This is a genomic window from Pluralibacter gergoviae ATCC 33028 = NBRC 105706 (genome assembly GCF_001598855.1).
GTDB lineage: Bacteria > Pseudomonadota > Gammaproteobacteria > Enterobacterales > Enterobacteriaceae > Pluralibacter > Pluralibacter gergoviae.
In genome coordinates this window covers 161,430-188,265 of the sequence record NZ_BCZS01000005.1, presented here as the reverse complement: position 1 = coordinate 188,265, position 26,836 = coordinate 161,430, and the positions used below count along the sequence as shown (strand labels likewise).

The 26,836-nt window shown below is 61.6% G+C and carries 23 protein-coding genes; 14 read left to right on the top strand and 9 right to left on the bottom strand.

The window, feature by feature from the left end; all coding sequences use genetic code 11:
* The first annotated feature begins 56 nt into the window (after positions 1 to 56).
* The 5 genes from pcnB (at position 57) to panD (ending at position 4,153) form a co-directional block, all read left to right on the top strand.
* On the top strand, positions 57 to 1,454 hold the full coding sequence (gene pcnB, locus ENGE1_RS07840) for a polynucleotide adenylyltransferase PcnB (protein WP_072051233.1): 1,398 nt from the start codon (positions 57 to 59) through the stop codon (positions 1,452 to 1,454).
* Positions 1,451 to 1,930 carry a 2-amino-4-hydroxy-6-hydroxymethyldihydropteridine diphosphokinase gene (gene folK, locus ENGE1_RS07835; protein WP_048253157.1) on the top strand — a complete coding sequence of 160 codons (480 nt, stop codon included), beginning with the start codon at positions 1,451 to 1,453 and terminating at the stop codon, positions 1,928 to 1,930. The genes pcnB and folK overlap by 4 nt, the downstream gene beginning before the upstream one ends.
* Before the next feature lie 74 nt (positions 1,931 to 2,004).
* Positions 2,005 to 2,796, top strand: a complete 792-nt coding sequence (gene panB / locus ENGE1_RS07830) for a 3-methyl-2-oxobutanoate hydroxymethyltransferase (protein WP_043085950.1) — start codon at positions 2,005 to 2,007, stop codon at positions 2,794 to 2,796.
* A gap of 10 nt (positions 2,797 to 2,806) precedes the next feature.
* On the top strand, positions 2,807 to 3,661 hold the full coding sequence (panC, locus tag ENGE1_RS07825) for a pantoate--beta-alanine ligase (RefSeq protein ID WP_043085951.1): 855 nt from the start codon (positions 2,807 to 2,809) through the stop codon (positions 3,659 to 3,661).
* Between the two features lie 111 nt (positions 3,662 to 3,772).
* On the top strand, positions 3,773 to 4,153 hold the full coding sequence (panD, locus tag ENGE1_RS07820) for an aspartate 1-decarboxylase (RefSeq protein WP_043085952.1): 381 nt from the start codon (positions 3,773 to 3,775) through the stop codon (positions 4,151 to 4,153).
* 4 nt (positions 4,154 to 4,157) lie between these two features.
* On the opposite strand, the gene ENGE1_RS07815 is transcribed toward panD, so the two are convergent.
* From ENGE1_RS07815 to ENGE1_RS07800, 4 genes are all read right to left on the bottom strand, one after another.
* Positions 4,158 to 5,381: a polysaccharide deacetylase family protein gene (locus ENGE1_RS07815; RefSeq protein WP_048253259.1), complete on the bottom strand. Its 1,224-nt coding sequence runs from the start codon at positions 5,379 to 5,381 to the stop codon at positions 4,158 to 4,160.
* A gap of 48 nt (positions 5,382 to 5,429) precedes the next feature.
* Positions 5,430 to 5,870: a PTS sugar transporter subunit IIA gene (locus tag ENGE1_RS07810; protein ID WP_043085954.1), complete on the bottom strand. Its 441-nt coding sequence runs from the start codon at positions 5,868 to 5,870 to the stop codon at positions 5,430 to 5,432.
* A gap of 105 nt (positions 5,871 to 5,975) precedes the next feature.
* The gene (locus ENGE1_RS07805) at positions 5,976 to 6,746 is read right to left on the bottom strand and encodes an ABC transporter permease (RefSeq protein ID WP_043085955.1); all 771 of its coding nucleotides are present in this window, start codon (positions 6,744 to 6,746) and stop codon (positions 5,976 to 5,978) included.
* Positions 6,743 to 7,669, bottom strand: a complete 927-nt coding sequence (locus ENGE1_RS07800) for an ABC transporter ATP-binding protein (RefSeq protein ID WP_043085956.1) — start codon at positions 7,667 to 7,669, stop codon at positions 6,743 to 6,745. Before ENGE1_RS07800 ends, ENGE1_RS07805 begins: the two co-directional genes overlap by 4 nt.
* Positions 7,670 to 7,774: 105 nt before the next feature.
* Between ENGE1_RS07800 and can the strand changes: the two genes are divergently transcribed.
* Positions 7,775 to 8,437, top strand: a complete 663-nt coding sequence (can, locus tag ENGE1_RS07795) for a carbonate dehydratase (protein WP_043085957.1) — start codon at positions 7,775 to 7,777, stop codon at positions 8,435 to 8,437.
* A gap of 54 nt (positions 8,438 to 8,491) precedes the next feature.
* Here the strand turns inward: can and hpt are convergent, their stop codons facing one another.
* Positions 8,492 to 9,031, bottom strand: coding sequence for a hypoxanthine phosphoribosyltransferase (gene hpt, locus ENGE1_RS07790; RefSeq protein ID WP_064360602.1), 540 nt, complete (start codon positions 9,029 to 9,031; stop codon positions 8,492 to 8,494).
* A 217-nt stretch (positions 9,032 to 9,248) separates the two neighbouring features.
* Here hpt and ENGE1_RS07785 point away from each other — a divergent pair, with 217 nt between their 5' ends.
* The 4 genes from ENGE1_RS07785 (at position 9,249) to ENGE1_RS07770 (ending at position 16,069) form a co-directional block, all read left to right on the top strand.
* Complete coding sequence (locus ENGE1_RS07785; protein ID WP_048253158.1) at positions 9,249 to 9,998, top strand: 5'-nucleotidase, lipoprotein e(P4) family; 750 nt, start codon at positions 9,249 to 9,251, stop codon at positions 9,996 to 9,998.
* A gap of 256 nt (positions 9,999 to 10,254) precedes the next feature.
* On the top strand, positions 10,255 to 12,645 hold the full coding sequence (locus ENGE1_RS07780; RefSeq protein WP_043085960.1) for a glucose/quinate/shikimate family membrane-bound PQQ-dependent dehydrogenase: 2,391 nt from the start codon (positions 10,255 to 10,257) through the stop codon (positions 12,643 to 12,645).
* Between the two features lie 166 nt (positions 12,646 to 12,811).
* A complete protein-coding gene (locus tag ENGE1_RS07775; RefSeq protein ID WP_045287552.1) occupies positions 12,812 to 15,103 on the top strand; it encodes a TonB-dependent siderophore receptor in 2,292 nt (763 codons plus the stop codon).
* A gap of 66 nt (positions 15,104 to 15,169) precedes the next feature.
* Positions 15,170 to 16,069: an alpha/beta hydrolase gene (locus ENGE1_RS07770; protein ID WP_048273013.1), complete on the top strand. Its 900-nt coding sequence runs from the start codon at positions 15,170 to 15,172 to the stop codon at positions 16,067 to 16,069.
* Between the two features lie 2 nt (positions 16,070 to 16,071).
* Here ENGE1_RS07770 and iroC read toward each other — a convergent pair whose 3' ends face one another.
* Complete coding sequence (gene iroC, locus ENGE1_RS07765) at positions 16,072 to 19,725, bottom strand: salmochelin/enterobactin export ABC transporter IroC (protein ID WP_048253260.1); 3,654 nt, start codon at positions 19,723 to 19,725, stop codon at positions 16,072 to 16,074.
* 67 nt (positions 19,726 to 19,792) lie between these two features.
* A complete protein-coding gene (locus tag ENGE1_RS07760; RefSeq protein ID WP_048253160.1) occupies positions 19,793 to 20,908 on the bottom strand; it encodes a glycosyltransferase in 1,116 nt (371 codons plus the stop codon).
* A gap of 438 nt (positions 20,909 to 21,346) precedes the next feature.
* On the opposite strand from ENGE1_RS07760, the gene ENGE1_RS07755 reads away from it, so the two are divergent.
* The gene (locus ENGE1_RS07755) at positions 21,347 to 22,552 is read left to right on the top strand and encodes an alpha/beta hydrolase-fold protein (protein ID WP_048253161.1); all 1,206 of its coding nucleotides are present in this window, start codon (positions 21,347 to 21,349) and stop codon (positions 22,550 to 22,552) included.
* On the opposite strand, the gene cueO is transcribed toward ENGE1_RS07755, so the two are convergent.
* Entirely contained in the window at positions 22,542 to 24,143 is a 1,602-nt protein-coding gene (gene cueO, locus ENGE1_RS07750) for a multicopper oxidase CueO (protein WP_048253162.1), read from the bottom strand. The two genes, ENGE1_RS07755 and cueO, sit on opposite strands and share 11 nt — an antisense overlap.
* Positions 24,144 to 24,285: 142 nt before the next feature.
* Here cueO and ENGE1_RS07745 point away from each other — a divergent pair, with 142 nt between their 5' ends.
* The 3 genes from ENGE1_RS07745 (at position 24,286) to speD (ending at position 26,412) form a co-directional block, all read left to right on the top strand.
* On the top strand, positions 24,286 to 24,633 hold the full coding sequence (locus ENGE1_RS07745; RefSeq protein ID WP_043085966.1) for a YacC family pilotin-like protein: 348 nt from the start codon (positions 24,286 to 24,288) through the stop codon (positions 24,631 to 24,633).
* Positions 24,634 to 24,745: 112 nt separating this feature from the next.
* A complete protein-coding gene (gene speE, locus ENGE1_RS07740) occupies positions 24,746 to 25,603 on the top strand; it encodes a polyamine aminopropyltransferase (protein WP_045287555.1) in 858 nt (285 codons plus the stop codon).
* Positions 25,604 to 25,617: 14 nt separating this feature from the next.
* The gene (gene speD, locus ENGE1_RS07735) at positions 25,618 to 26,412 is read left to right on the top strand and encodes an adenosylmethionine decarboxylase (protein WP_043085968.1); all 795 of its coding nucleotides are present in this window, start codon (positions 25,618 to 25,620) and stop codon (positions 26,410 to 26,412) included.
* A 40-nt stretch (positions 26,413 to 26,452) separates the two neighbouring features.
* On the opposite strand, the gene yajD is transcribed toward speD, so the two are convergent.
* Entirely contained in the window at positions 26,453 to 26,797 is a 345-nt protein-coding gene (gene yajD, locus ENGE1_RS07730; RefSeq protein ID WP_043085969.1) for an HNH nuclease YajD, read from the bottom strand.
* Between the last annotated feature and the right edge of the window lie 39 nt (positions 26,798 to 26,836).

Sequence of the window (26,836 nt, the reverse complement as noted above, 5' to 3'; positions counted from 1 at the left end):
TAGCCGCTATTTTTTTCTCTGCCATCCGACGACTGATACGAAAACCGAGGTGCACCATTTTTACCCGAGTCGCTAATTTTTGCCGCAAGGTGCTAACCCGTGATGAAAACGGGGCTGAAACCGTCGAAGAAAAACCCCAAATGACGGTCATTCCGCGTGAGCAGCACGCTATTTCCCGCAAAGATATCAGTGAAAATGCCCTCAAGGTTCTTTATCGCCTGAACAAAGCGGGCTACGAGGCGTATCTCGTCGGCGGCGGCGTGCGCGACCTGCTGCTGGGCAAGAAGCCGAAAGATTTTGACGTCACCACCAGCGCCACGCCGGAGCAGGTGCGCAAGCTGTTCCGCAACTGCCGCCTGGTGGGCCGTCGCTTCCGCCTCGCCCACGTGATGTTCGGGCCGGAAATCATTGAAGTCGCCACCTTCCGCGGGCACCACGACGGCTCCCCGGCGGACCGCGCCACCTCCCAGCGCGGCGAAAACGGCATGCTGCTGCGCGATAATATCTTCGGCTCGATCGAAGAGGACGCCCAGCGCCGCGACTTCACCATCAACAGCCTTTACTACAGCGTTGCCGACTTTACCGTCCGCGATTACGTCGGCGGCATGCGCGATCTGCAGCAGGGCGTTATTCGCCTGATCGGCAATCCGGAAACCCGCTACCGCGAAGATCCGGTGCGGATGCTGCGCGCCGTGCGCTTCGCCGCCAAGCTGAACATGACCATCAGCCAGGATACCGCCGAGCCGATCCCGCGCCTGGCGACGCTGATTAACGACGTGCCGCCGGCGCGCCTGTTTGAAGAGTCGCTCAAGCTGCTGCAGGCGGGCTACGGGTATGAAACCTGGCGGCTGCTCAACGAATACAGCCTGGCCCAGCCGATGTTCCCGGTGATCACCCGCTACTTTACCGAGAAGGGCGACAGCCCGATGGAGCGGATGATTAGCCAGGTGCTGCGCAACACCGATAACCGCATCCACAACGATATGCGCGTTAATCCGGCATTCCTGTTTGCCGCTATGTTCTGGTATCCGCAGCTGGAAACCGCCCAGCGCATTACCCAGGAGGGCGGTCTGGCCTACTACGACGCCTTCGCGCTGGCGATGAACGACGTGCTCGACGAAGCCTGCAAATCGCTGGCGATCCCGAAACGCATCACCACGCTTATCCGCGATATCTGGCAGCTGCAGCTGCGGATGTCCCGCCGCCAGGGCAAGCGCGCCTGGAAGCTGATGGAGCATCCGAAGTTCCGCGCCGCCTACGATCTGCTGGCGCTGCGCGCCGAAGCCGAAGGCAACCACGAACTGCAGCGTCTGACCCAGTGGTGGGGCGAATTCCAGGTCGCCGCGCCGCCGGCGCAGAAAGAGATGCTGAGCGGTATCGACGAAGAGCCGGCCGCGCGCCGCCGCCATCGCCGTCCGCGCAAGCGCGCCCCGCGTCGCGAAGGCAGCGCATGACCCTTGTTTACATCGCCATCGGCAGCAATCTGGCCTCACCGCTCGATCAGGTGAATGCCGCCATTGCCGCCCTCGGCGATATTCCGCACAGCCGCACCGTCGCCGTCTCGGCGTTCTACCGCACGCCGCCGCTCGGCCCGCAGGACCAGCCTGACTACCTCAACGCCGCCCTGGCGCTGGAGACCTTTCTTGAACCGGAAGCACTCCTCGACCAGACCCAGCGCATTGAGCTGCAGCAGGGCCGGGTGCGCAAGGCCGAGCGCTGGGGGCCGCGCACGCTGGATCTCGATATTATGCTATTCGGTGACCGCATCATCCGCAGCGAGCGCCTGACGGTCCCCCACTACGACATGCACAACCGCGGCTTTATGCTCTGGCCGCTGGCGGAGATCGCCCCGGATCTGCGCTTTCCCGACGGCAGCACCCTGGCCGAACGCCTGCAGGCTCTCGGCTGCGCAAAACCGCACTATTGGTAAATCGCAAAGTCATTGCCCCTCCGGGTACGCCTGCTACAATGCCGCAAGTTTGAGCTTTGCTATCAGGATATCTTATGAAACCCACCACCATCTCCCTGCTGCGCAAGCATAAGCAGGATAAGACGCGCTTTGCCACCATCACCGCCTATGACTTTAGCTTCGCGAAGCTGTTCGCCGACGCGGGTATCAGCGTGATGCTGGTCGGCGATTCGCTGGGTATGACGGTCCAGGGCCACGACTCTACGCTGCCGGTCACCGTTGACGACATCGCCTACCACACCCGGGCGGTGCGCCGGGGCGCGCCAAATGCCCTGCTGCTCGCCGATCTGCCATTTATGGCCTACGCCACGCCGGAGCAGGCGTTCGATAATGCCGCCGCAGTGATGCGCGCCGGCGCCAATATGGTGAAGATTGAAGGCGGCGCCTGGCTGGCTGAAACCGTACGTATGCTCACCGAGCGCGCGGTCCCGGTCTGCGGCCACCTCGGCCTGACCCCGCAGTCGGTCAACGTCTTCGGCGGCTACAAGGTGCAGGGGCGCGGCGACGCCGCCCAGGTGCTGTTTGACGACGCCCTGGCGCTGGAAGCCGCCGGCGCCCAGCTGCTGGTGCTGGAGTGCGTGCCGGTGGAGCTCGCGAAGCGGGTTACCGACGCGCTGACCATCCCGGTGATCGGCATCGGCGCGGGTAACGTCACCGACGGCCAGATCCTGGTGATGCACGACGCCTTCGGCATCACCGGCGGCCATATTCCGAAGTTTGCCAAAAATTTCCTCGCCGAAGCCGGCGACATGCGCGCTGCGGTACAGCAGTATATCGCCGAGGTAGCGTCCGGAGCCTATCCGGGCGAAGAGCACAGTTTCCATTAAGGAGTGAGTTGTGTTGATTATCGAGACCCTGCCGCTGCTGCGTCAGCATATCCGCCGCCTGCGTCAGGAAGGCAAGCGCATTGCGCTGGTGCCGACCATGGGCAACCTGCACGATGGGCACATGAAGCTGGTGGACGAGGCCCGCTCGCGCGCTGACGTGGTGGTGGTCAGCATTTTCGTTAACCCGATGCAGTTCGACCGCCCGGACGATCTCGCCCGCTATCCGCGCACCCTGCAGGAAGACAGCGAGAAGCTGAACAAGCGCAAGGTAGAGCTGGTGTTTGCGCCCGCCCCGGCGGAGGTCTATCCGCAGGGCACCGACAGCCAGACCTACGTCGAGGTGCCGGGGATCTCCACCATGCTGGAGGGCGCCAGCCGCCCCGGCCACTTTCGCGGCGTGTCGACCATCGTCAGCAAGCTGTTCAATATGGTGCAGCCGGATATCGCCTGCTTCGGCGAGAAGGATTACCAGCAGCTGGCCCTGATCCGCAAAATGGTGGCCGACATGGGCTACGACATTGAGATCGTCGGCGTGCCTATCGTGCGCGCGAAGGACGGCCTGGCGCTCAGCTCGCGCAACGGCTATCTGACCAGCGACCAGCGCAAAATTGCCCCCGGCCTCAACAAGGTGATGACCGAGGTGGCCGACAAGCTGCAGGCCGGCGAGCGCGAGCTGGAGGAGATTATCGCCCTCGCGGCGCAGGCGCTGAACGAGAAGGGCTTTCGCGCCGACGACATCCAGATCCGCGACGCCGATACGCTGCTTGAGCTGGGCGAAGGCAGCCGGCGGGCGGTGATTTTGATGGCGGCGTGGCTTGGCCAGGCGCGGCTGATTGATAACAGAGTGGTGGAATTAGGTCAGTAGACGCCGCTGAGTTCGCGGGCGATACTGGTTGGATGTTGAGCGTTTTTCCCCTCACCCTGGCGCTCTGCCGGGGGAGGGGCAACCACAGTAAACGGTAACAAGGTAAACACTATGATTCGTACTATGCTGCAGGGCAAACTGCACCGCGTGAAGGTCACTCAGGCTGACCTGCACTACGAAGGCTCCTGCGCCATTGACCAGGACTTCCTCGACGCGGCGGGTATTCTGGAAAACGAAGCGATCGACATCTGGAACGTCAGCAACGGCAAGCGCTTCTCCACCTATGCGATTGCCGCCGAGCGAGGTTCGCGCATCATCTCGGTGAACGGCGCCGCCGCGCACTGCGCCTCGGTGGGCGATATTGTGATTATCGCAAGCTTCGTCACCATGCCGGACGAGGAGGCCCGCACCTGGCGGCCGAAAGTGGCCTACTTCGAGGGCGATAACGAAATGAAGCGTACCGCGAAGGCTATTCCGGTGCAGGTTGCCTGATTAACTACGCTCGCGGCTGGTTGCCGACCAGCCGCGCCATCGTCTCCAGCGAATCGGTGCGCAGAATATAGAGCCTCTTCAGCAGCAGCGGATTATCCCCCGGCCTCACCTTCCCCTTCACCGTCGTCACCGCCAGATGAAATCCCGCGGCCCGCGCCGCCTCAACGGCCTTCGCGTTGTAGCCGCCAAACGGATATGAGAGAGAGAAAACGTGCGGATTGAACTGCGCCAGCGCCCGGCGCGAGCGGGTAAAATCGAACAGAATATTGTGATAGCTGCGATCGAGCAGCACCGGCCGATGGTCGCCGTCGACGCGGTGCAGAAAGTGGGTGTGGGACTGGTAGTCAAATACGTCGCGCATCTGCGCAAGCTCCGGCACGCTGAGAAACTGCAGCGATTTCGGATCCCACTTCTGCGGATGCCGCTTGATGCGCGATGACACGATAAAAGCCGTCGCCTTAAAGCCGTAGTCGCGGAGGATGGGATACGCATAGCGATAAATCGACTTCAGCCCATCGTCAAAGGTGAGCACCACCGCCCTGCCCGGCAGGTTGCGCCGGTTATACAGATAGTCCTCAAGCTGGTACATCGTCAGAGTGGCGTAGCCCCGATCGCGCAGCCAGGTCATCTGGTTGCTGAAGGCGCGCACCGAGGTGGTGGTCGAGGTGTGGCGAAAGCGGACATTCTCTTCATCGCGCAGCAGGTGGTGATACGTGAGGACCGGGATGCCCTCGTCCAGCTGCGCGTCGAGGCCGCTGACCCACGCCAGCCGATCGCCGATGCGGATCTGCATCCAGGTAACGTTAAGCCGGTCCTTCAGCCGGCTCTGGATCGGATAGCGCAGGTTGTCCGCCAGGGTGCCAAAGCGCGGGCTGCGCGCGTCGGGCGCGGTATAGACCGGCGTGTCGCGCCAGGTGACCAGGTTGAGATTACCGGGCGGCTTTTGCAAATCCCCGAGCGGATCCTGCAGGTGAGGTTTACCCCGCACCGGCGCCAGATGGCCTCTGTCGATATAGCCGATGCCAAAGCCAAAGCGGAATTGCCAGGCGTCCGTGGCGGTGGGCGTGACCGCCAGCCGCTGTCCGGCGCGAATATTGCCGACGGTCACCACGCGATCGCCGACCAGCCCCCAGACGGCGGCATTCTCGGTGGTCTGCATATAGCGCGCGGCGGCCGACGCGCTGGTGCAGACCAGCAGCAGGCAGCAGAGAAGAAGGCGAGTCAGCATCATCTTAACCGGCAAAATAGAATGCGCTGATTGTAGCAAAAATCTCGCTCAGCTGGCATAAAGGTCGTGCAGCAGCACGAACGGCGGATTTTTCTGCTGCTGGTGCCACAGACTGCTGACGTTATCAGCGTCCAGGGCGACGATGGCGTTGCGAAACGCCTCGCTGCTGAGGCTTTCGCGCAGGGGCAGCATCTGCGCCAGCAGTTCGTAGCTGATGCCGGAAATAACCTCGCAGTGAGAATGCTTGTGGCTCATCAGCGAGGCCGTGCGGTAAGGCGCTTCGCCGGACTTGTCGGTCAGAAAGATAACGCCCTCGCCGGCGTCGGTATCGTGCAGCGCATCGCACATCATCCGGCTCAGCATATTGCTGCTCATGCCGCGCCTGAAGTTTATCGCCCGGCAGCGGGCCAGCGGCCCGAACGCGTTTTCCAGTTTATCTAACAGCACCTGCGCGCACTCATCGCGGCAGGCAATAACCCAACCTAGCATCACTCGGCTCCTTAGCTGGCACGTAGTGTAGCGGAGTAGGGATCGGAACATGCTGAGTTCAATCAAATTCCCTCCCTCCTGAGCGGAGAGAGGGAGAAGGGAAAGTTAGCTGCGCAGACCGCGCCCGCGCTGGATCAGAGACCAGCACAGCAGGTAAAAGATTGCGATAAACAGTACCAGCACGCCGAAGGTGGTCGGCAGCGGTACATCGCTGATGCCGAGGAAGCCGAAGCGGAAACCGCTTATCATGTAGACAATAGGGTTCAGGTGCGACAGCGCCTGCCAGAACGGCGGCAGCAGGGTCAGGGAGTAAAAGACCCCGCCGAGGTAGGTGAGCGGCGTCAGCACGAAGGTCGGGATCAGGCTGATATCGTCAAAGGTTTTGGCGAAAATCGCATTGAGCAGCCCGGCGAGCGAGAAGAGTATCGCCGTCAGCAGCAGGGTCAGGGCGACAAACAGCCACGAGTGCACCTGGAACGGCACGAAGAACAGCGACACCGCCGTCACCAGAATGCCCACGCACAGGCCGCGCGCCACGCCGCCGCCGACGTAGCCGGCGATAATCACGTGGGTCGGCACCGGGGCCACCAGCAGCTCCTCAATGTTGCGCTGAAACTTCGAGCCAAAAAATGAGGAGGCCACGTTGGCGTAGGCGTTGGTGATAACGGACATCATGATAAGGCCCGGTACGATAAACTGCATATAGCTAAAGCCGTGCATATCGCCGATGCGGGAGCCTATCAGGTTACCGAAGATAATAAAGTAAAGGGTCATGGTGATGACCGGCGGCACCAGGGTCTGGATCCAGATACGCATAAAGCGCTGGATTTCCTTAGTCCAGATACTCTTGAGCGCCACCCAATACAGCTGCATCATGCCTGCTCTCCTGACTTTTTGTGAACCAGCGTGACGAACAGCTCCTCGAGACGGTTAGCCTTGTTACGCATACTTAATACCTGCACGCCCTGCTCGCTCAGCTGGGTAAACACGCTGTTAATGCCCTGCTCGCGCAGCACCTCTACCTCCAGCGTGGCGGTATCCACCAGCCGGTACTGGTAGCCTGCAAGCGTCGGCAGCGGGCTTTTCGGCGCCAGATCGAGGATAAAGGTCTCCGACTTGAGCTTCGACAGCAGGTTCTTCATCGACGTGTTCTCGACCAGCGCGCCGTGCTGAATGATGCCGATGTTGCGGCAGAGCATTTCGGCCTCTTCCAGATAGTGGGTGGTGAGAATGATGGTGGTGCCCCGGTTATTGAGGTCTTTGAGAAAGGTCCACATCGAGCGGCGCAGTTCGATATCCACGCCGGCGGTCGGCTCATCGAGAATAAGCAGCTTTGGCTCGTGCATCAGCGCCCTGGCAATCATCAGCCGGCGCTTCATGCCGCCGGAGAGCATCCGCGCGCGTTCGTTGCGCTTTCCCCAGAGATCGAGCTGGTTGAGGTATTTTTCGCTGCGCGCTATCGCCTCTTTGCGCTCGACGCCGTAGTAGCCTGCCTGGTTAACCACGATCTGCTGCACCGTCTCGAACGGATTGAAGTTGAACTCCTGCGGCACCAGGCCAAGCTGGCGTTTGGCGTTGACCACCTCTTTATCCAGATCGTAGCCGAAGACGTTAACGCTGCCGGAGGTTTTATTCACCAGCGAGCTGATGATGCCGATGGTGGTTGATTTGCCCGCGCCGTTCGGCCCGAGCAGGGCATAGAAGTCCCCGGCCTCGACCTGAAGGTCGATGCCGCGCAGCGCCTGCACGCCGCCGGGGTAGGTTTTTTTTAGATCTTTCAGTTCCAGTGCAATGGTCATTCCAGTTCTCTTTTTAAGGTCTTGCGTCGTTGTAAGGTTTCCAACAGGGCCAAGTTGACCTATATTAGCGCAACGAAATTGCTCGTTTACAGGTTGTTAACCTCCATGAAAGATATAGATACACTCATCAGCAATAACGCACTATGGTCAAAGATGCTGGTGGAAGAGGATTCCGGCTTTTTTGAAAAGCTGGCGCAGGCGCAGAAACCGCGCTTTCTATGGATTGGATGTTCCGATAGCCGCGTTCCCGCTGAACGCCTCACCGGCCTTGAGCCAGGCGAACTGTTCGTTCACCGCAACGTCGCCAACCTCGTGATTCACACCGACCTCAACTGCCTCTCCGTCGTCCAGTACGCCGTTGATGTGCTTGAGGTTGAGCATATCATCATCTGCGGCCACTACGGCTGCGGCGGCGTGCAGGCGGCAGTTGAAAACCCGGAGCTGGGGCTTATCAACAACTGGCTGCTGCACATCCGCGATATCTGGTTTAAGCACAGCTCCCTGCTCGGCGAAATGCCGGCAGAGCGCCGCATGGACACCCTGTGCGAGCTGAACGTCATGGAGCAGGTCTATAACCTCGGCCACTCCACCATCATGCAGTCCGCGTGGAAGCGCGGCCAGAAGGTCACGATTCACGGCTGGGCCTACGGTATTCACGACGGCCTGCTGCGCGATCTCGACGTCACCGCCACCAACCGCGAAAGCCTTGAGCAGCACTACCGCAAAGGCATCTCTAACCTGCACCGCAAGCACGTTAACCACAAATAAAAAAATCCCCGATGGCGCCAGGCTATCGGGGCTCTTTTACCGCCGTCGGCGGGCTTAATCTTCCAGCATCACCACTTTGCCGACGTACGGCAGATGGCGATAGTGCTGCGCGTAGTCGATACCGTACCCCACCACGAACTCATCCGGAATGGTAAAGCCGACGAACTCCACCGGCACATCCACTTCGCGGCGCTCGGGCTTATCCAGCAGGGTGCAGATAGCCAGCGACTTCGGCTCGCGCAGGCGCAGGATCTCGCGCACGCGGGAGAGCGTATTACCGGAATCGATGATGTCCTCAACGATCAGCACGTCTTTACCGCGAATGTCCTCATCCAGATCTTTGAGGATTTTGACGTCGCGGGTGGTGGACATACCGCTGCCGTAGCTGGAGGCCGTCATAAAATCGACTTCATGGGGCACCTGCACTTCCCGGCACAGATCGGCCATAAACATGAACGAGCCGCGCAGCAGGCCCACCAGCACCATATCGCTGCCGCTGTCCTGATAGCGTTCATTAATTTCACGCCCCAGCTCAGCGATGCGGGCTTTAATCTCGGCTTCCGGGATCATTACTTCAACAGTATGCTTCTTCATTTCAATATCTCACTGAATTTAATCAGTTAAATCTATTTAAACTCTGCATCTTCGCTATATATACGAGAGCAGGCGTACGCCAGAAAGGGGGCGAGTATACCGTATTGACGAGCAGAGATAAAAAGGAGTCGCCGGGCGGCCCGCGCGGCCGTCATCATTTTGCCATACTCGGTGTTTACGCTTGCGCGATTTCTGATGGAGCTAACCGGGAATATTCATGAAGACGATAACCAAAACGCTGCTGTTCACTCTGCCGCTGCTGGGCGCCCCCGCGCTGGCGGCCAATCGCACCCTGTGCGAGCCGCAGATTTATGAGATGGCGCTACGCTATCAGCAAAAGTCTGCCGAAATCATGGCCCTGCAGCTGCAGACGTACCGCTTTGCCGCCGAGCGCTTTCGCCAGAAAGTGAAAAACCTGGCGTCGCCGGATAAAGGCGCGGTGGTGCTGGATCTGGATGAAACGGTGCTGGATAACGCCGCGCTGCTGGTGCGCGATATGCAAAACTGCCACGACTATACCGCCTGGGATACCTGGGGTGACTGGGAGAAGCACGGCAAGCCGACGCTTATTCCCGGCGCGAAGGCGTTTCTTGACGAGGTTAACCGCGCCGGCGTGGCGATTTTTTACGTTTCTGACCGCACCCAGCAGAATAAGCAGGCTACGCTTGCCACCCTTAAATCCCTCGGCCTGCCGCAGGTCTCAGAGCAGAGCGTGCTGCTTGATGCCACCTCCAAGGAGGAGCGCCGCCAGTCAATTTTAAAAAATCACCAAATCATTATGCTGTTTGGCGACAGCCTGCCTGACTTCGCCGCGCAGTTTAAAAATAAAAAGCCGACGGAGGAGCAGCGCAAACTGGTTGAGGCGAGCGCGGCGCATTTCGGCGATGACTGGATTGTGCTGCCCAATGCCGGCTACGGCGCCTGGTCAAAAGCCACGCTCGACGGCTGGCAATATAAAAATAAATAATTTTCCCCGTTATATCCCCGCAAATATAAACGGAATTAACGGCGATGGTTTTCGCCGTTAATAAGCTGATTCAGCGGAAATTTCCCCCAATGACCTTTATCTCTCAATGGCTTATTTCGGCGAATAATCAGGCTTGCTGTTTATTTGTTCGCCGGCGGCGATCGCCTGGAAAGCAATATTTGTGATACCGATCACTGTTGTTAAATTCTATACTTAATTGCTACAAAAAAAATTAACCATTAACAGGGATTTTTCTATGGCAGATACATTTCAGCAACGACCCGGGCTTCTGGTGAAGCTAACGGCGCTGTTTGCCGCCCTCTGCGGGCTCTATTTACTGATTGGCGGAGTATGGCTGGTCGCCATTGGCGGCTCGTGGTACTACCCCCTCGCCGGGCTGGCAATGCTCGGCGTGACGCTCAAACTCTGGCACGGCAAGCGCTCGGCGCTGTGGATTTATGCCCTGCTGCTGCTGGTCACCATGCTGTGGAGCGTCTGGGAGGTCGGCTTCGACTTCTGGGCGCTGACCCCGCGCTGCGACGTGCTGGTGTTCTTCGGCATCTGGCTGATCCTGCCCTTCGTCTGGCGTCGCCTGGCGCTGCCGGCCGCCGGCGCCGTGCCGGTCCTGGTGCTGGTACTGCTGATAAGCGCCGGTATGCTGACCTGGGCCGGATTTAACGATCCGCAGGAGATTAACGGCACCCTGAGCGCAGAAGCGACTCAGGCGGAGCCTGACTCCCGGATTGCCGACGGCGACTGGCCGGCCTACGGCCGCAATCAGGAAGGGCAGCGCTGGTCGCCGCTCAAGCAGATTAACGCCGATAACGTCCACCAGCTGAAAGAGGCGTGGGTATTCCGGACCGGCGACGTCAAGCGCGAGACCGATCCCGGTGAAATCACCAATGAAGTGACGCCGATCAAAGTCGGCGATACGCTCTACCTCTGCACCGCCCACCAGATGCTGTTCGCGCTGGATGCCGCCACCGGTAAAGAGAAGTGGCGCTTCGATCCGCAGCTGAAAACCGATCCCTCTTTCCAGCACGTGACCTGCCGCGGCGTCTCTTATCATGAGGCGAAAGCAGAAAGCGCCCCGGCAGATGCCGTTGCCGACTGCCCGCGCCGCATTCTGCTGCCGGTAAACGATGGTCGCCTGTTCGCTATCAATGCCGAAACCGGCAAGCCGTGCGAATCCTTTGCCAATAAAGGCGAGCTGGATCTGCAGAAACACCAGCCGGTGACGACGCCGGGCATGTATGAGCCGACCTCGCCGCCGATCGTGACCGATACCACTATCGTTATCGCCGGTGCGGTGACCGATAACTTCTCCAACCGCGAAGCCTCCGGCGCGATCCGCGGTTTTGACGTTAACACCGGCAAGCTGCTGTGGGTTTTCGATCCGGGCGCCAAAGATCCGAACGCTATCCCGGCTGATGAACACAGCTTCACCCTCAACTCCCCGAACTCCTGGGCACCGGCGGCCTACGATGCGAAGCTGGATATCGTCTATCTGCCGATGGGCGTCACCACCCCGGACATCTGGGGCGGCCACCGCACGCCGGAGCAGGAGCGCTACGCCAGCGCAGTGCTGGCGCTGAATGCCACCACCGGCAAGCTGGCGTGGAGTTACCAGACCGTGCACCACGATCTGTGGGACATGGACCTGCCTGCGCAGCCGACGCTGGCTGACATTACCGTGGACGGTAAAACCGTGCCGGTCATTTATGCCCCGGCGAAGACCGGCAATATCTTCGTGCTCGATCGCCGCACCGGCCAGCCGGTTGTTCCGGCGCCGGAAAAACCGGTGCCGCAGGGACCGGCAAAAGGTGACCGCCTGAGCCCGACCCAGCCCTTCTCCGACCTGAGCTTCCGCCCGGAGAAAAACCTGAGCGGTAAGGACATGTGGGGCGCCACCATGTTCGATCAGCTGATGTGCCGGGTCATTTTCCACCGCCTGCGCTACGAAGGGATCTTCACCCCGCCGTCTGAGCAGGGCACGCTGGTGTTCCCGGGTAACCTCGGTATGTTTGAGTGGGGCGGCATCTCTATCGATCCGCACCGTCAGGTCGCTATCTCCAACCCGATGGCGCTGCCGTTCGTCTCCCGCCTGATCCCGCGCGGCCCGGGCAATCCGATTGAGCCGCCGGAAGGCGCGAAAGGCTCCGGCACCGAAAGCGGCATCCAGCCGCAGTACGGCGTGCCGTTCGGCGTAACGCTGAATGCCTTCCTGTCGCCGATTGGCCTGCCGTGCAAACAGCCCGCCTGGGGCTATATCTCGGCGCTGGATCTGAAAACCAATAAAGTGGCGTGGAAAAAACGCATCGGTACGCCGACGGATAATATGGGCTTCACGCTGCCGTTCAAGCTGCCGTTTAATATGGGGATGCCGATGCTGGGCGGACCTATCTCTACCGCCGGTAACGTGCTGTTCATCGCCGCCACTGCGGATAACTACCTGCGGGCATACAATATGACTAACGGTAAACGTCTGTGGGAGGGCCGCCTGCCCGCCGGCGGTCAGGCAACGCCGATGACCTATGAGGTTAACGGCAAGCAGTACGTGGTCATCTCCGCCGGTGGTCACGGTTCGTTTGGCACTAAAATGGGCGACTACATCGTCGCTTACGCCCTGCCGGACGACGCGAAGTAACCTGCCCCACTTTCCCGCCGCCGACCGGCGGCGGGACCCCCAATCCGCTGCGTAATTTTATATCTGCTGATACCCTTATTATTCCCATTATTGTTATTGATAATCACTCTCATTATAGTGGTGATTCTCATTTCTATTTTCAATATGGACGAGAAGAAATAACACTATGAATAATATCTATAAATACTCGGTAATAGCCTCGCTTATTACCTGCACTACGGGTGCCTCTTTGGCATTAGCAGCAGAAACAGTAACGCCCAACCCGCAGCAGAATGAAGTGGAAGATGCTGCGAAAGTGAAAAAGAAAAAAGCCGCCGAACAGGATGCCAGCAGCGATGAACAGATCGTCGTCACCGCCCGGCAGCAGACCCTGCAGCAGCCCGGCGTGTCGATTATCGACAGCGAAGCCATTAAAAAGCGCCCTATCCACCGCGACGTGTCGGAAATTATCCGCACCATGCCCGGCGTTAACCTTACCGGTAACTCCACCAGCGGCCAGCGCGGCAATAACCGGCAGATCGATATTCGCGGCATGGGCCCGGAAAATACCCTTATTCTGGTGGACGGTATGCCGGTCAGCAGCAAGAACTCGGTGCGCTACGGCTGGCGCGGCGAGCGCGATACCCGGGGCGACAGCAACTGGGTGCCGCCGGAGATGATCGACCGCATCGAGGTCATTCGCGGCCCGGCGGCGGCGATGTACGGCAACGGCGCCATGGGCGGTGTGGTCAATATCATCACCAAACAGGCCTCCAAAGAGTGGCACGGGACGTTTAATACCTACTACGACGTGCCGGACCATAAAAAAGAGGGGGCCACGAAGCGCTACAATGCCAGCCTCTTTGGCGGGCTGACCGACACCCTGACCATGAAGCTGTACGGCAACTGGAGCAAAACCCAGGCCGACGCCCGCGATATTAACGAAGGCTACGAGGCGCCGCGCGTGGGGCGCAATGCCGGGCAGTATCCCGGCGGACGTGAAGGGGTGCTGAACAAGAATCTCAACGGCTCACTGCGCTGGGAGTTTATGCCGATGCAGGCCCTGGAGCTGGAGGGCGGCTTCAGCCGGCAGGGCAACCGCTACGCCGGCGACACGCAGAACACCAACCAGAGCGATCTGGTGCGCAGCAAGTACGGCCGCGAAACCAATATCATCTACCGGCAAACCCTGGCCCTGAAATATACCGGCGCGTGGGACAACGGCGTCACCACCAGCAACTACGTGCAGTTTGAAAAGACGCGCAACCGGCGCATTAATGAAGGGCTGTCCGGCGGCCTGGAGGGGATGTTCAGCACCACCGATCCCGGATTCTCGACCATTACGCTCAATGACACCAACGCCCACTCGGAAGTCAATATTCCGTTCAACATGTGGGTGGAACAGACCCTGACGCTCGGCGCCGAATTCAACCACCAGGCGATGAAAGATCCGACCTCCAACACCTATGACGCCACGGCGAACCCTATTCCCGGCGTGGCGTCGACGGGCCGCAGCGAGTACAGCTCAACCGACATCTACGGTATTTACAGCGAAGACAATATCGACCTGACCGATTCCACCCGGCTCACCCCCGGCATTCGCTTTAACCACCAGGATAAAACCGGCAGCAACCTCAGCCCGTCGCTGAACCTCTCCCAGGGGCTGGGTGAAGATTTTACCCTCAAAATGGGGATCGCCCGCGCCTGGAAGGCGCCAAACCTCTACCAGACCAACCCCAATTATCTGCTGTTCAGCCGCGGCAACGGCTGCCCGGATCGCCAGAGCTGCTATCTGCAGGGCAATAAGGACCTCGATCCGGAAACCAGCGTCAACAAAGAGATTGGTATCGAGTATAAGCACGACGATGTTCAGGCCGGCCTGACCTACTACCGCAACGATTATCACAATAAAATTGAAGCGGGCACCGCGCCGGAGTATCAGCTTGCCAACAACGGCGCCAAAGTTCACAAGTGGGAGAACGTGAAAAGGGCCGTCGTTCAGGGCCTGGAAGGGACGCTCAACTTCCCGATCGGCGACCGGGTGACGATGAACAACAACTTCACCTGGATGATCGAGAACGAGAATAAAAAGACCGACGACTATCTGTCGATTATCCCGAAATACACCATCAACTCAACGCTGGACTGGCAGGCCACCGATAAGCTCGCGGTGCAGGGAACCTTTACCTGGTACGGCAAGCAGAAGCCGAAGAAGTATGACGGCGACGGCAACCGGACGACCGGCAGCGAACGCTGGCAGGTCTCGCCCTACAGCATCGTCGGCCTGAGCGGGATCTATAACGTCACCAAAAATCTCGACGTGACGGCGGGGATCGATAACCTGTTCGACAAGCGCCACTTCCGCAGAGGGAACGCGTTAAACTCGGGGACATTGCCTAACGTCGCCTACGGCGCCGGCGCCCAGACCTACAACGAATCCGGGCGCGTCTACTATATGGAAGTGGGTATGCACTTCTGATCATCACGGCGGCGGGCGCTTGCCCGCCGCCGGCGTCAGTTAAAAAAATGAATATAAGAGAGAGCCATGTCTGTCCCGCCCCGCTATCGCCCGCTGCTGCGGATCCTCACCCTTTTTTTTACCCTGCTGTTCAGCGCCGTCGGCCACGCCCGGCCGGATATGACGCCGCTGGGGCCCAATATCGCCGATAAGGGCTCGGCCTTTTACCACTTCACGGTGAACACCTTTGCGTCGGCGGACGGCAAGCGCCGCTACCGAACGTGGACCGCGGTGCCGGATAAAGCGCCGCCCGCCGCCGGCTATCCGGTTATCTATATGCTGGACGGCAATGCGGTGATGGACAGGCTCGGCGACGGCCTGCTGGCTGCGCTGGCCGCGGACAACCCGCCGGTGATTATCGCCGTCGGCTATCAGACCGACCTGCCCTTCGACCTCTACGCCCGCGCCTGGGACGATACGCCGCCGGTGGCGGGCAGCGCCAACCGCTCCATTCGCGGCAGGCAGGGCGGCGGCGCCCCGGCGTTTCGCCGGCTGCTCGAAGAGACCATCGGGCCGCAGGCGGAGAAAGGCATCGCCATTGACGCCGCCCGGCGCGGCATCTGGGGCCACTCGCTGGGCGGCATTTTTGTTCTTGATGCCTACTATCATTCGACCTTTTTTAGCCGCTTTTACGCCACCAGCCCGACGCTCAACCGCGACTATATCGGCCTGCTGACCCGCCTGACGGCGGCGGACGGCCGTCGCTTCAGCGCCAGGCGGCTGCAGGTGGTCGAGGGCGGCTGGCCGGCGACCAAAAATCCGCAGGCCCCCGCGCCGGAAACGCTCGACCTGGTGCGCGAGACCCTCGCCGGACTCAGCGGGAAAGGCTTCAGCGCGGGCTTTACCCAGTATCCCCGCCTGTCGCACGGGGAAACCTTCAGCGTAGGCCTTGAGGCGGCGCTGAGGGACATGGCAACGCGCCCGTAGCGCTACGCCCCGGCCGCGCTCGGCCGGGCTTCCCTCGCCAGGCCACTCTCCCGCCACAGGCGGGCATAGGTGCCCCCCGCCGCCAGCAGCGCGTCGTGGGTGCCGAACTCCATAATCCGCCCCTGCGCCATCACCGCGACCCAGTCGCAGCGGCGGGCGGTAGTCAGCCGGTGGGCCACCACCAGGGCGGTGCGCCCGTGGCCGTGAGCGTCTTCCGCCAGGGCAGCCATCAGCGTCTCTTCGGCGGCGCGATCGAGCTGCGATGTCGCTTCATCCAGCAGCAGAATATGGGCGTTCACCAGCTGCGCCCGGGCGAGGGCGATAAGCTGCCGCTGGCCCGCAGAGAGGCCCGCCCCGCCGTGGCTGACCGGCGTGCTGAAGCCCAGCGGCAGGGCGCGCACCGTGGCGAACAGCCCGGCGCGGCGCGCGGCGCGCTCCACGTCATCATTGCTGCTCTGCGGCCGCGAGTAGCGGATATTGGCGGCGATATCGCCGCTGAACAGGGCCACGTCCTGCTCCACAAGGCCAACCCGGGCGCGGTAGTCGCGGATGCCCCGGGCGGTCACCCGCCGATCGCCGATGCGGATCTCGCCCTCGCCGGTGGTATACAGCCCGGCCAGCAGCTTGATCAGCGTCGATTTACCGGCCCCGCTCTCCCCGACGACCGCCACCACCGCCCCCGGCGGCAGCGCCAGATCCAGGTTATCCAGCGCGGGCCGGACGCTGTCCGGATAGCGGAAAGTGACCGCCGTCAGCGTCAGCCCGCCCGCCAACGGCGCGCCGCCGGACGACGCCTCCTCCGCGATCTCCTCGGCGCCGTCGGCGGCCAGCAGCTCGTTAATGTGCCTGCTGCTGGCGGTGGCCTGCTGCCAGCCGTCAACAATGCCGGAGAGCTGCTGTACCGGGCCGTAGAACTGGCCGAGCAGCAGGAAAAAGGCCGCCAGCACCCCGGCGGTCATCTGTCCCTCTGCCACCCTTGACGCGCCCACCAGCAGCACGATGGCGTAGGAGGCTTCGGTACAGAAGGTGAGAAACGGGAAATAGACCGCGAGATATTTCTGCGCCCGCACCCGGGTAGCGCGAAAGCGGTCCGACAGCGTGCGCAGCCGCGCCGCCTCCGCCGCCTGCTGGCCGTGGGACTGCACCACCCGCAGGCCGGAGACCTTCTCCTGCAGCGTACTGTTCACCTTGCCTATCTCCTGCCGCGCCTGGGCATAGGCCGGAGAACTTAAGCGACGATAGAGGATCGTCGCAAGGACTATCACCGGCACCGCGCTGAGAGTGACGAGCGCGAGAACCGGATCGAGCCAGAACATGGTGACCGCAATGGCCAGCATGGTGATGAGGCTGATGGCCGCCCCCGCCAGCCCGTTTTGCAGAAAGCGCGCCAGGGCGTCGACGTCGACCGTCATTCGAGTTAGCCGCGAATCCGCGTTGCGCTCGTGCCACGGCAGCCCGAGGCGCAGCAGCTGGCCGAAGCTGCGCAGCCGCACCGTGTGCTGCACGCTCTCCGCCGCCCGGGAGGCGACGATAGTCTGCAGCGAATAGCAGCCCCAGCTGACGGCCACCAGCGCCAGCGCGCACAGCGCACACTGGATAATGACGGACGTGTTGCCCGCCACCACGCCAAGATCGATGCCGCGCTGGAGCAGCACCAGCACCCCGACGGCGGCGGCGGAATCGAGGGCTATCAGCAGCGCCGCGGCGATAAACATCCAGGCCACGGGCGACAGCAGCGACGCCACGCGCCTGCCCTTACCCGCCAGCGCCCGCTGCACCGCCGGCTCCGGCACGCGGGACATCCGCTGGCGAAAGCCCTTACCGTCGGTATCGTCAGCGTCGCGGGCGGCCTCTGCCGGCGCGGCGGGCCACAGCGAATGCCCCTCTTGCGCCGGTTTATCGAGGAATTCGCCGCTGCCGGAGAGCAGCGCCCGGAACAGCGAGCAGCGCTGCTCCAGCGCCGTCCGGCTGCCCGCATCCACCACCCGCCCCTCGTCGAGCACCACGATGCGGTCGGCGAGGTCGAGGGTCGATCGGCGGCGGGCGATCATCAGCAGCATATGGTCGTCGTCGGCGTAGCGCCCGAGCGCGGCGTTGATCTCCGCCTCGGTGCCGGCGTCCACCGCCGAAGTACTGTCGTCGAGGATCAGGATCTCTGGGGCGGTGAGCAGCGCGCGGGCCAGCGCCAGGCGCTGGCGCTGGCCGCCGGAAAGGTTCGCCGCCCGCTCCGTCAGTCGGGTATCGAAGCCGTCCGCCAGCGCCATGACGAAGCCGGTGGCCCCGGCCGCATCGGCGGCGGCACGGATCGCCTCCCGGCTGGCGCCGGGATGGCCGTAGGCGATGTTATCCGCCACCGTGCCGGCAAACAGAAAGGTATCTTCAAACACCGCGCCGACGCGGCGGCGCAGGTCGCCCAGCGTCAGGTCGGCGATGTTCTGCCTGCCCCGATCGGTTTCGATCCACAGCGCGCCGGAGGTCGCGTCGTAAAAGCGGGAGAGCAGCATCAGCAGGGTAGACTTGCCGGAACCCGAGGCGCCGACGATGGCCACCGTCTCGCCGGTCTTCACCGTGAAGGATACGTCGTTCAGCACCTGCGCGCCGCTGGCGTAGCGGAAGCCGACGCCGTCGAGGCTCAGCCCGGTTATTCTGCCCTGCACCGCTTCGCGCCCGTCCTGCAGCGTCGGCTCGGTGTCGATCAGCGCAAAGACCCGCTCCACCGGGGCGCGGGTGCGCTGGACGATCACCAGGTATGAGGCCAGCACCCGCGTCGGCCCGGTGAGCATCGCCAGGAAGCTGGCAAAGGCGACGAAGGTCCCGAGGTCGATACGCCCGGCCATCACCGAGGCGCCGCCGAAGCCCAGCAGCGCTATCTGTCCGAGCACCGGCAGCGCCAGCATGGTTGCCCCCGGCATCGCCTGCGAGATGGCGGCGCCGATGCGCACCCGCACTATCTGCCGCGACTGCCTGTCGAGCCACTTCAGCTCGCGCAGCTCCGCCGCGCAGGACTTAACCACCGAAATCTGCGCCAGCACCTCGCGCATATGCTCGGTGAGGTTTGCCAGCCGGTCCGACGCCAGCCCGGTCTGGGCGAAGACCCGCCGCCGGGCGCGCAGGGCGGTGATCGCCAGCCCCGCCAGCACCACGACCACGATGAGCGTCATCGCCGGCGACATCCACAGCATCACCGACAGGCCGGCAATATAGTAGGTCAGCACCGCCAGCGGCACCGGGCTCATCTGCAGCATGACGTGCATCTGCTGCAGATCGCTGTTGGTGCGCGAGATAACCTGGCCGGTGCGCAGCGCATCCTGACCGGCGCCGTCCAGCTTCTGCACGCTGTCGAAGGCGCGGCCGCGCAGGGTATGCTGCACCCACAGCGACAGCTCCCCGGCGTAGCCGCGGCGCACGTAGTTGCCGATAAAATCAAACAGGCCGATCAGCAGCAGCCCGGCGGCAAGCCAGGGCAGCCGCGCGGCATTACCGGCGAGGGCATCGTTGACCGCCTCGCGGGTCAGAAGCGGCGTCAGGGCGGCAAAAATGATGGTGGTGACCGACGCCAGCAGGACGACGATACTGAGCGTTTTTCGCTCCCAGCACACGCCGGCAAGGCGGAGAAACCACGATCCGGCGGGCCTGGAAGAATGAGCAGCGGGCATTGCGCCTCCTCTCTGTGCTAAAAAATACATCGCGCCGGCGGCCGCCGCCGGCGCAAAATGGGCAGCGTTAGCCCAGCTTAACGGCGGCAGCCAGCCGCCCGGCGACATCGCACGGCGCGGGCTGCAGCGCCATTTCGGCGGCGACCTCTACGCTCGCCCGGCGCAGCGCATCGTTATCGAGGAACTGATTGATAAGCGCGCTGGAGAGGCCCCCCTTGCCGGGAATGATCCCGCAGCCGCGATCGGCGACTGCCTTCGCGTTGACGGGCCGGTCGGCCCCTTCGCCGAAGACGATTTGCGGGATCCCGGCGTGCAGCGCGGTCAGCGTGTTGCCCGCCCCGCCGTGGTGAATAAAGCCGTCGGCGCCGCTGAGGAACAGCCCCATCGGGATCCAGTCCACGAGCCGCACGTTCTCCGGCAGCGCGCGCAAATCTGAACGGGCGTTGGCCGAGAGATGGAGAATAATCTCCGCATCCACCTCGTGGGCGGAATCCATCACCCAGGCGATCAAATCGAGACCGTCCACCATCGGCTTAACGGTGCCGAGGCTCACCAGCAGGCGCTTGCGTTCGGCGGGTTTTGGCCACCACGGCTCCCAGACCGCGCCGCCGTTGTAGGGCACATACTGCATACCGAGCACCGGCTCGCCGTCGTTCTGCATGAGGCTCATGCTGGGCGGCGTGACGTCAATCCACGCCAGATCGCGCGGCTGGGCGGCCACGCCGTGGCGCCGGTAGGCATCCTCCAGCGAGCGGGTGACGCCCTTAATGTGCCAGGGCGTATGGGCAAAGCCGACGGCGTGCATCACGACGGGAATGTCAAACTTTGCGCCCAGCATCGGGCCTACCACGCCGAGGGGCGGATAGACGATAAGATCGGGGCGCCATTCGCGGGTGAAGTCGACCAGCCGGTCGGCCATCTCTTCGCTGAAGAAGGAGAAGTTGCCCATTCGGGTGCCGGCGTTGCTCTGCTTGCGCAGATCTTCCCGGCGGCGGTAGTCGGCCTCGGAGTCAAAGCCGGGGGCCGCGTCAAAGGTGACCAGCCCCGCTTCTGAAGCCTTGCCGGCAAATTTTCCGGCGCTGGCCATGACCACTTCGTGGCCGTTTACCCGAAATGCCTGGGCGAGGGAAAACAGCGGATACAGCAGCCCGTACAGCGGCGGGCCAATAAACAGAATACGCATGGGTGAAAATCCTTCTCTAACCTGATCGGCGCGCAGTAATTAGCGCCCGATATAAACTGCAGCCAGGACCCAATGCTCACGTTGAAATAAGTGCACGCTTATTACGGATATTAAGTAATATCGCCAGCGTGGAATAACAGGATAACTATCATTGTCATTATTTACCTTCCCTGTAAAAGCGGCGCTAAAGGCTCCACCGTTGCTTGCCCCTTATCCTGAGGCGGCAGGAAACACGCTAGCACAAACGCTGCGGCTATGTAAAATTATGTTCACACAACGTCAATCACTGTAAGCGGCAGAATGAATGGGGATTGTCGGGTTAATTATGTCGGGAAACAACGGCGTATTTCAGGCGGAGAATGCGGCTGGCGGTGATATTCATTTTTAAATATCATGGGGTGAATAAATAATGGCTGACGGTAAATTAAGACTTTCCTGATGAACAGAGTATCCCCTCACGTATTAGACGATCTGCCGCGCGTAATTGCGCAGATGGGCTCCGGCCGCGCGCCGCTTGTCGCGCCGGTTGCAAATTGCCCCGAACTGCGCGACGTCACCTTCCTGTGGCGCGCGCAGGCCTCGCCCGCGGGCGTTTACCTGTTTCTCAACCGCGTGACGGATAAAGCCAACGTGGAGAAAGGCATGATGACCCGGGCGGGCGACAGCGATATCTGGACACTGACCCTGCGGCTGCCGGCCACCTACCGGGGCACCTACACCTTCACCGAAATCCCGGCGCAGGCGCAGGCGGAACAGGTTGCGCTGCTCGGCGGCCGCCGGGCGGCGCTGGCCGGACAGGCCGATCCGCTCAATCCCGCCGCAATCTCCGTGCGCGGCCAGCGGGAGTCGGTCCTCGCCCTCGATCTCGCCCCGGCGCAGCCGGAGTGGGACGCAGAGGCGGCGCCGCCGCGCGGCGCGCTCTTTTCATGGACAGAGGAGGTCGCCGGGCGGCAGCGGCGGCTGCGCCTCTACCTGCCTGACGCCGCTGTCGGCGCGCCGCTCGGGCTGCTGGCGCTGCCTGACGCCGAAAGCTGGCTTGACCACGTCGGGCTATTGAGCGCGCTGGACAGGGCCGTCGCCTGCGGACGGATAGCGCCGACGGCGGTGCTGGGCATCGACAATATCGATAACCGCGACCGCTGCGCCATGCTCGGCGGCGACCGCGCGCTGGTGGACGCGCTGGCGGCGCGGCTGATCCCGCAGGCGCGGGCCGCGCATCCTGACAAAAACTGGGCCGGCCGGGAGGGCACGATGCTGGCGGGACAGAGCCTCGGCGGCGTCACCGCGCTGATGGCGGCCCGCCACGCGCCGGAGACCTTCGGGGCGGTCATCAGCAGCTCGCCGTCAATGTGGTGGACGCCGCAGAGCGGCGGGCGGCCAGCCGGCTTCAGCGCCGACGACCGATCGTGGGTCAGCGATAGCGTACTCGCCGATGCGCCGGTGAAGGTGCGCGTGCGGCTCAATATCGGCACGCTGGAGGGGGCGATGGTGCCGCACGTCGAGGCGCTGCACCGCCGTCTGCGCGACGCGGGCGTCGACAGCGCCCTGACCCACTATACCGGCGGCCACGACTACGCCTGGTGGCGCGGGGCGCTGATCGACGGACTCGCCGCCCTCCGGCCCGGCGGCCCCGCTACACCGTAAAGCCGAGCATCATCCCGGTGTCCTCGTGCTCCAGCAGGTGGCAGTGGGCCATGTACATCCGATCTTTCGGCGCCGGATGATCGAACTTCACCAGCACCTCGCTGACGCCGCCCTCGACCCGCACCGTATCTTTCCAGCCGCTGCGGTGCGCCGCCGGCGGTTTACCGTTTTCCGAGAGAATGCGGAACTGGGTGCCGTGGATATGGAAAGGATGCAGCATCATGTCGCCCTCGCCGGAAATCACCCAGCGTTCGAACTGTCCGTGCGCGGCGGCGAACATCGGGGCGTCCATGCTGAAGGCTTTGCCGTTGATAGTGTTGGCGTTGTGGAAATCAAAGCTTTTGCCGCCGTGATGCATCTGGCCCATGTTGCCCATATCGCCCATCTCGCCCATATGGTCGCCCGCCATATTGCCCATCTGGCCGTGGCCCTGCATGTGGCCGCTCTCCATGCTCATCCCCGCCATCGCGCCGTGGCCGTATTTCTCCATCAGCGCACGCATGCCCATCATATCGAGCATCGGATCCATCGCCAGCTGCAGCCTGCGCTGGGTTAGCCCTTCCAGCGGCGGCAGTGCGGGCATTGTCGCCAGCGTATCAGGCAGTTTAGCGGAGGCCTGGATAATCAGCGGCTGCACGTGTAGCACCGGCGCAGGCTTATCAAAAGGCGCCACGGTCATGCCCATCTGACGCACCGGCAGGGTGACGAGATCGAAAGGCTTGCCGTCGCTGGTATCCACCAGCACTTCGAAACGCTCGCCCATCAGCATCGGCAGCTCTGTCACTTTTACCGGCTCCGCCAGCAGGCCGCCGTCGCTGGCGATCACGTACAGCGGGCGGTTATCGCTGGCGGCAATGTTGAGCGAGCGGGCGTTGCAGCCGTTGAGCAGGCGCAGGCGCAGCCAGCCGCGCGGGGCATTGTGCTGCGGGTAGAGCGCGCCGTTGGTCAGCAGCGTGTCGCCAAACCAGCCGACGGCGGCGGTCATCACGTCAAGCTGATAGTCTATCTGCCCGTCGGCGGTGAAGCGCTTATCCTGGATCACCACCGGCACATCGTCGACGCCCCACTGTTTCGGCAGCAGCAGCGCCTGAATCTCAGGATCTTCGATAATCACCAGCCCCGCCAGCCCCATCGCCACCTGGTGCCCGGTGCGGCCGTGCTGGTGGGGATGCAGCCAGCAGGTAGCGGCCCGCTGGGTCGGCGTGAAGCTGACCGTGCGGCTGGCGCCCGCGTTAATGATGCCCTGCGGACCGCCGTCCACCTCGCCGGGGACTTCCAGCCCGTGCCAGTGGACGGTGGTCGGCTCCGGCAGGCGGTTGTTGATTTCCACCGTTATCTGCTTGCCCTGCTGCAGGCGCAGCGCCGGCCCCAGCAGGCTGCCGTTATAGCCCCAGGTAGCGGCCCTGTGGGTGCCGAACTGCGTCGCGCCGCTTTGGACGCTGAGCACCAGGCGACTGCGGGCATCGGGAACAAGTTCGGGAGGAATGGGAAGCGTTGGGCGCTCGGCCGCCATCAGATTCCGGCTCCATAACGGCAGCGCGCTGGCAACCCCCAGCGCGGTGGCTAATTGAATAAATTCACGACGTTGCATTTTCACTTCCTTTGGTCTGCGTTGACGTTTTGAGCTTAGCCCCTGACCTTACCGGAAGGTCAAGAAAAAGCACGGCATAAAGCCCTGCGCAAGCGTTTGAAGTATGCTAATGTTGAGTTTCGTGTCATCAACGGTAAAAGAAATGAAAACGTTTTTCAGAACTGTGCTGCTCGGTGCACTGTTCGCATTTTCCGCCAGCAGCTTTGCGCTGAGCGAGTCCGAGGCTGAGGATATGGCCGACCTGACGGCAGTATTTGTGTTTCTGAAAAACGACTGTGGTTACCAGAACCTTCCCAATCAGCAGATTCGCCGGGCGCTGGTCTTTTTTGCCCAGCAGAACCAGTGGGATCTGAGCAACTACGAGAGCTTCAACATGAAGGCCCTCGGCGAAGACAGCTACCGCGATCTTAGCGGTATCCGTATTCCCACCACGAAAAAGTGCAAAGCGCTCGCCCGCGACTCCCTGAGCCTGCTCGCCTACGTAAAATAACCTGCACTGCTCCCTCCCGGCCTGCTGAGATAATGACCGTGCATCCACGGTCTTTGTTAGCTATGATGTTGCGCCCGTTTTGTACGGGTGTTAACGAAGGAGGAATCAGCCTATGGCCGATAACACACTGTGGCACGAAACGCTGCACAACCAGTTTGGTCAGTACTTTGCCATTGATAAAGTGCTGTTTCACGAGAAGACCGATCATCAGGATCTGATCATCTTTGATAACGCCGCCTTTGGCCGCGTAATGGCGCTGGACGGCGTGGTACAGACTACCGAACGCGATGAATTTATCTATCACGAGATGCTGACCCATGTGCCGCTGCTGGCCCACGGGCAGGCGAAACGCGTGCTGATCATCGGCGGCGGCGACGGCGCAATGCTGCGCGAAGTGAGCCGCCACGCCTCCGTTGAGAGCATCACGATGGTGGAGATAGACGAAGGCGTGGTGTCATTCTGCCGCCAGTATTTGCCCAACCACAGCGCCGGAAGCTTCGACGATCCGCGCTTCAACCTGGTGATTGACGACGGCGTCAATTTTGTTAACCAGACGACGCAAACGTTTGACGTCATCATCTCCGACTGCACCGATCCGATCGGTCCCGGCGAAAGCCTCTTTACCTCGGCGTTCTACGAAGGCTGCAAGCGCTGCCTGAATCCCGGCGGTATTTTCGTCGCCCAGAACGGCGTCTGCTTTCTGCAGCAGGACGAAGCCGTCGGCAGCCACCGCAAGCTCGGCAACTACTTCTCCGACGTCAGCTTCTACCAGGCGGCGATCCCGACCTACTACGGCGGCATCATGACCTTTGCCTGGGCCAGCGACAACCCGGCCCTGCGCCATCTCTCTACGGAAATTATCCAGGCCCGCTTCCACCACAGCGGTCTGAAGTGCCGCTACTACAACGCGGCCGTTCACACGGCGGCCTTCGCCTTACCGCAATATCTGCAGGACGCGCTGTCCAACTAAGGGGGTGAACCAAATTGAAAAAACTGAAGCTGCACGGCTTTAATAACCTGACCAAGAGCCTGAGTTTTTGTATTTACGACATCTGCTACGCCAAGACGGCAGAAGAGCGTGACGGCTATATCGCCTACATTGACGAACTCTATAATGCTAACCGGCTAACCGAGATCCTGACGGAGACCTGCGCCATCATCGGCGCGAATATCCTCAACGTGGCCCGCCAGGACTACGAGCCGCAGGGCGCCAGCGTCACCATTCTGGTGAGCGAAGAGCCGGTCGACCCGAAGCTCGTCGATCCGAGCGAACATCCCGGCCCGCTGCCGGAAGCGGTGGTCGCCCATCTCGATAAGAGCCACATCTGCGTGCATACCTATCCGGAAAGCCATCCGGAGGGCGGACTGTGCACCTTCCGCGCCGATATTGAAGTGTCCACCTGCGGGGTTATCTCACCGCTGAACGCGCTCAACTATCTGATCCACCAGCTGGAGTCGGATATTGTCACTATCGACTATCGCGTGCGCGGCTTCACCCGCGATCTGAACGGGATGAAGCACTTTATTGATCACGAGATCAATTCTATTCAGAACTTTATGTCGGAAGATATGAAGTCGCTGTACGACATGGTGGACGTTAACGTCTATCAGGAGAACCTCTTCCACACCAAGATGCTGCTGAAAGAGTTCGACCTGAAGCACTATATGTTCCACACCAATCCTGACGATCTTAGCGAAGAGGAGCGGCGGGTCATTACCGATCTGCTGTGGCAGGAGATGCGCGAGATCTATTACGGGCGGAATATTCCGTCGGTATAGCGGAGATGCCCGGTGGCGCTACGCCTACCGGGCTATACACCTACTTTTTATTCATCATCGCCTTCAGGTCGGCAAACGGATTATAGGTTGCCTCCCCCACCTCTTTTTGCGCATCTTCGCCCGCCACCACGCGGGTACCGTACTGATCCGCCTCGGTATACTTCGAGTGCTCATGATCGTGACAGTACAGGCACAGAAGCTCCCAGTTGCTGCCGTCTTCCGGATTGTTAGTGTGATCGTGATCGATATGGTGGACCGTGAGTTCACGCAGGTTGGAATAGACAAACTCGCGCGAGCAGCGGCCGCAGACCCACGGATAAATTTTCAGCGCTTTCTCGCGGTAGCCGCTTTCAAGGCGGGCGTAGTTTTTAGGGATCAGTGCCATTGGTGATGTTACCTGTAAAAAATATTGTGTCGTGAAAAT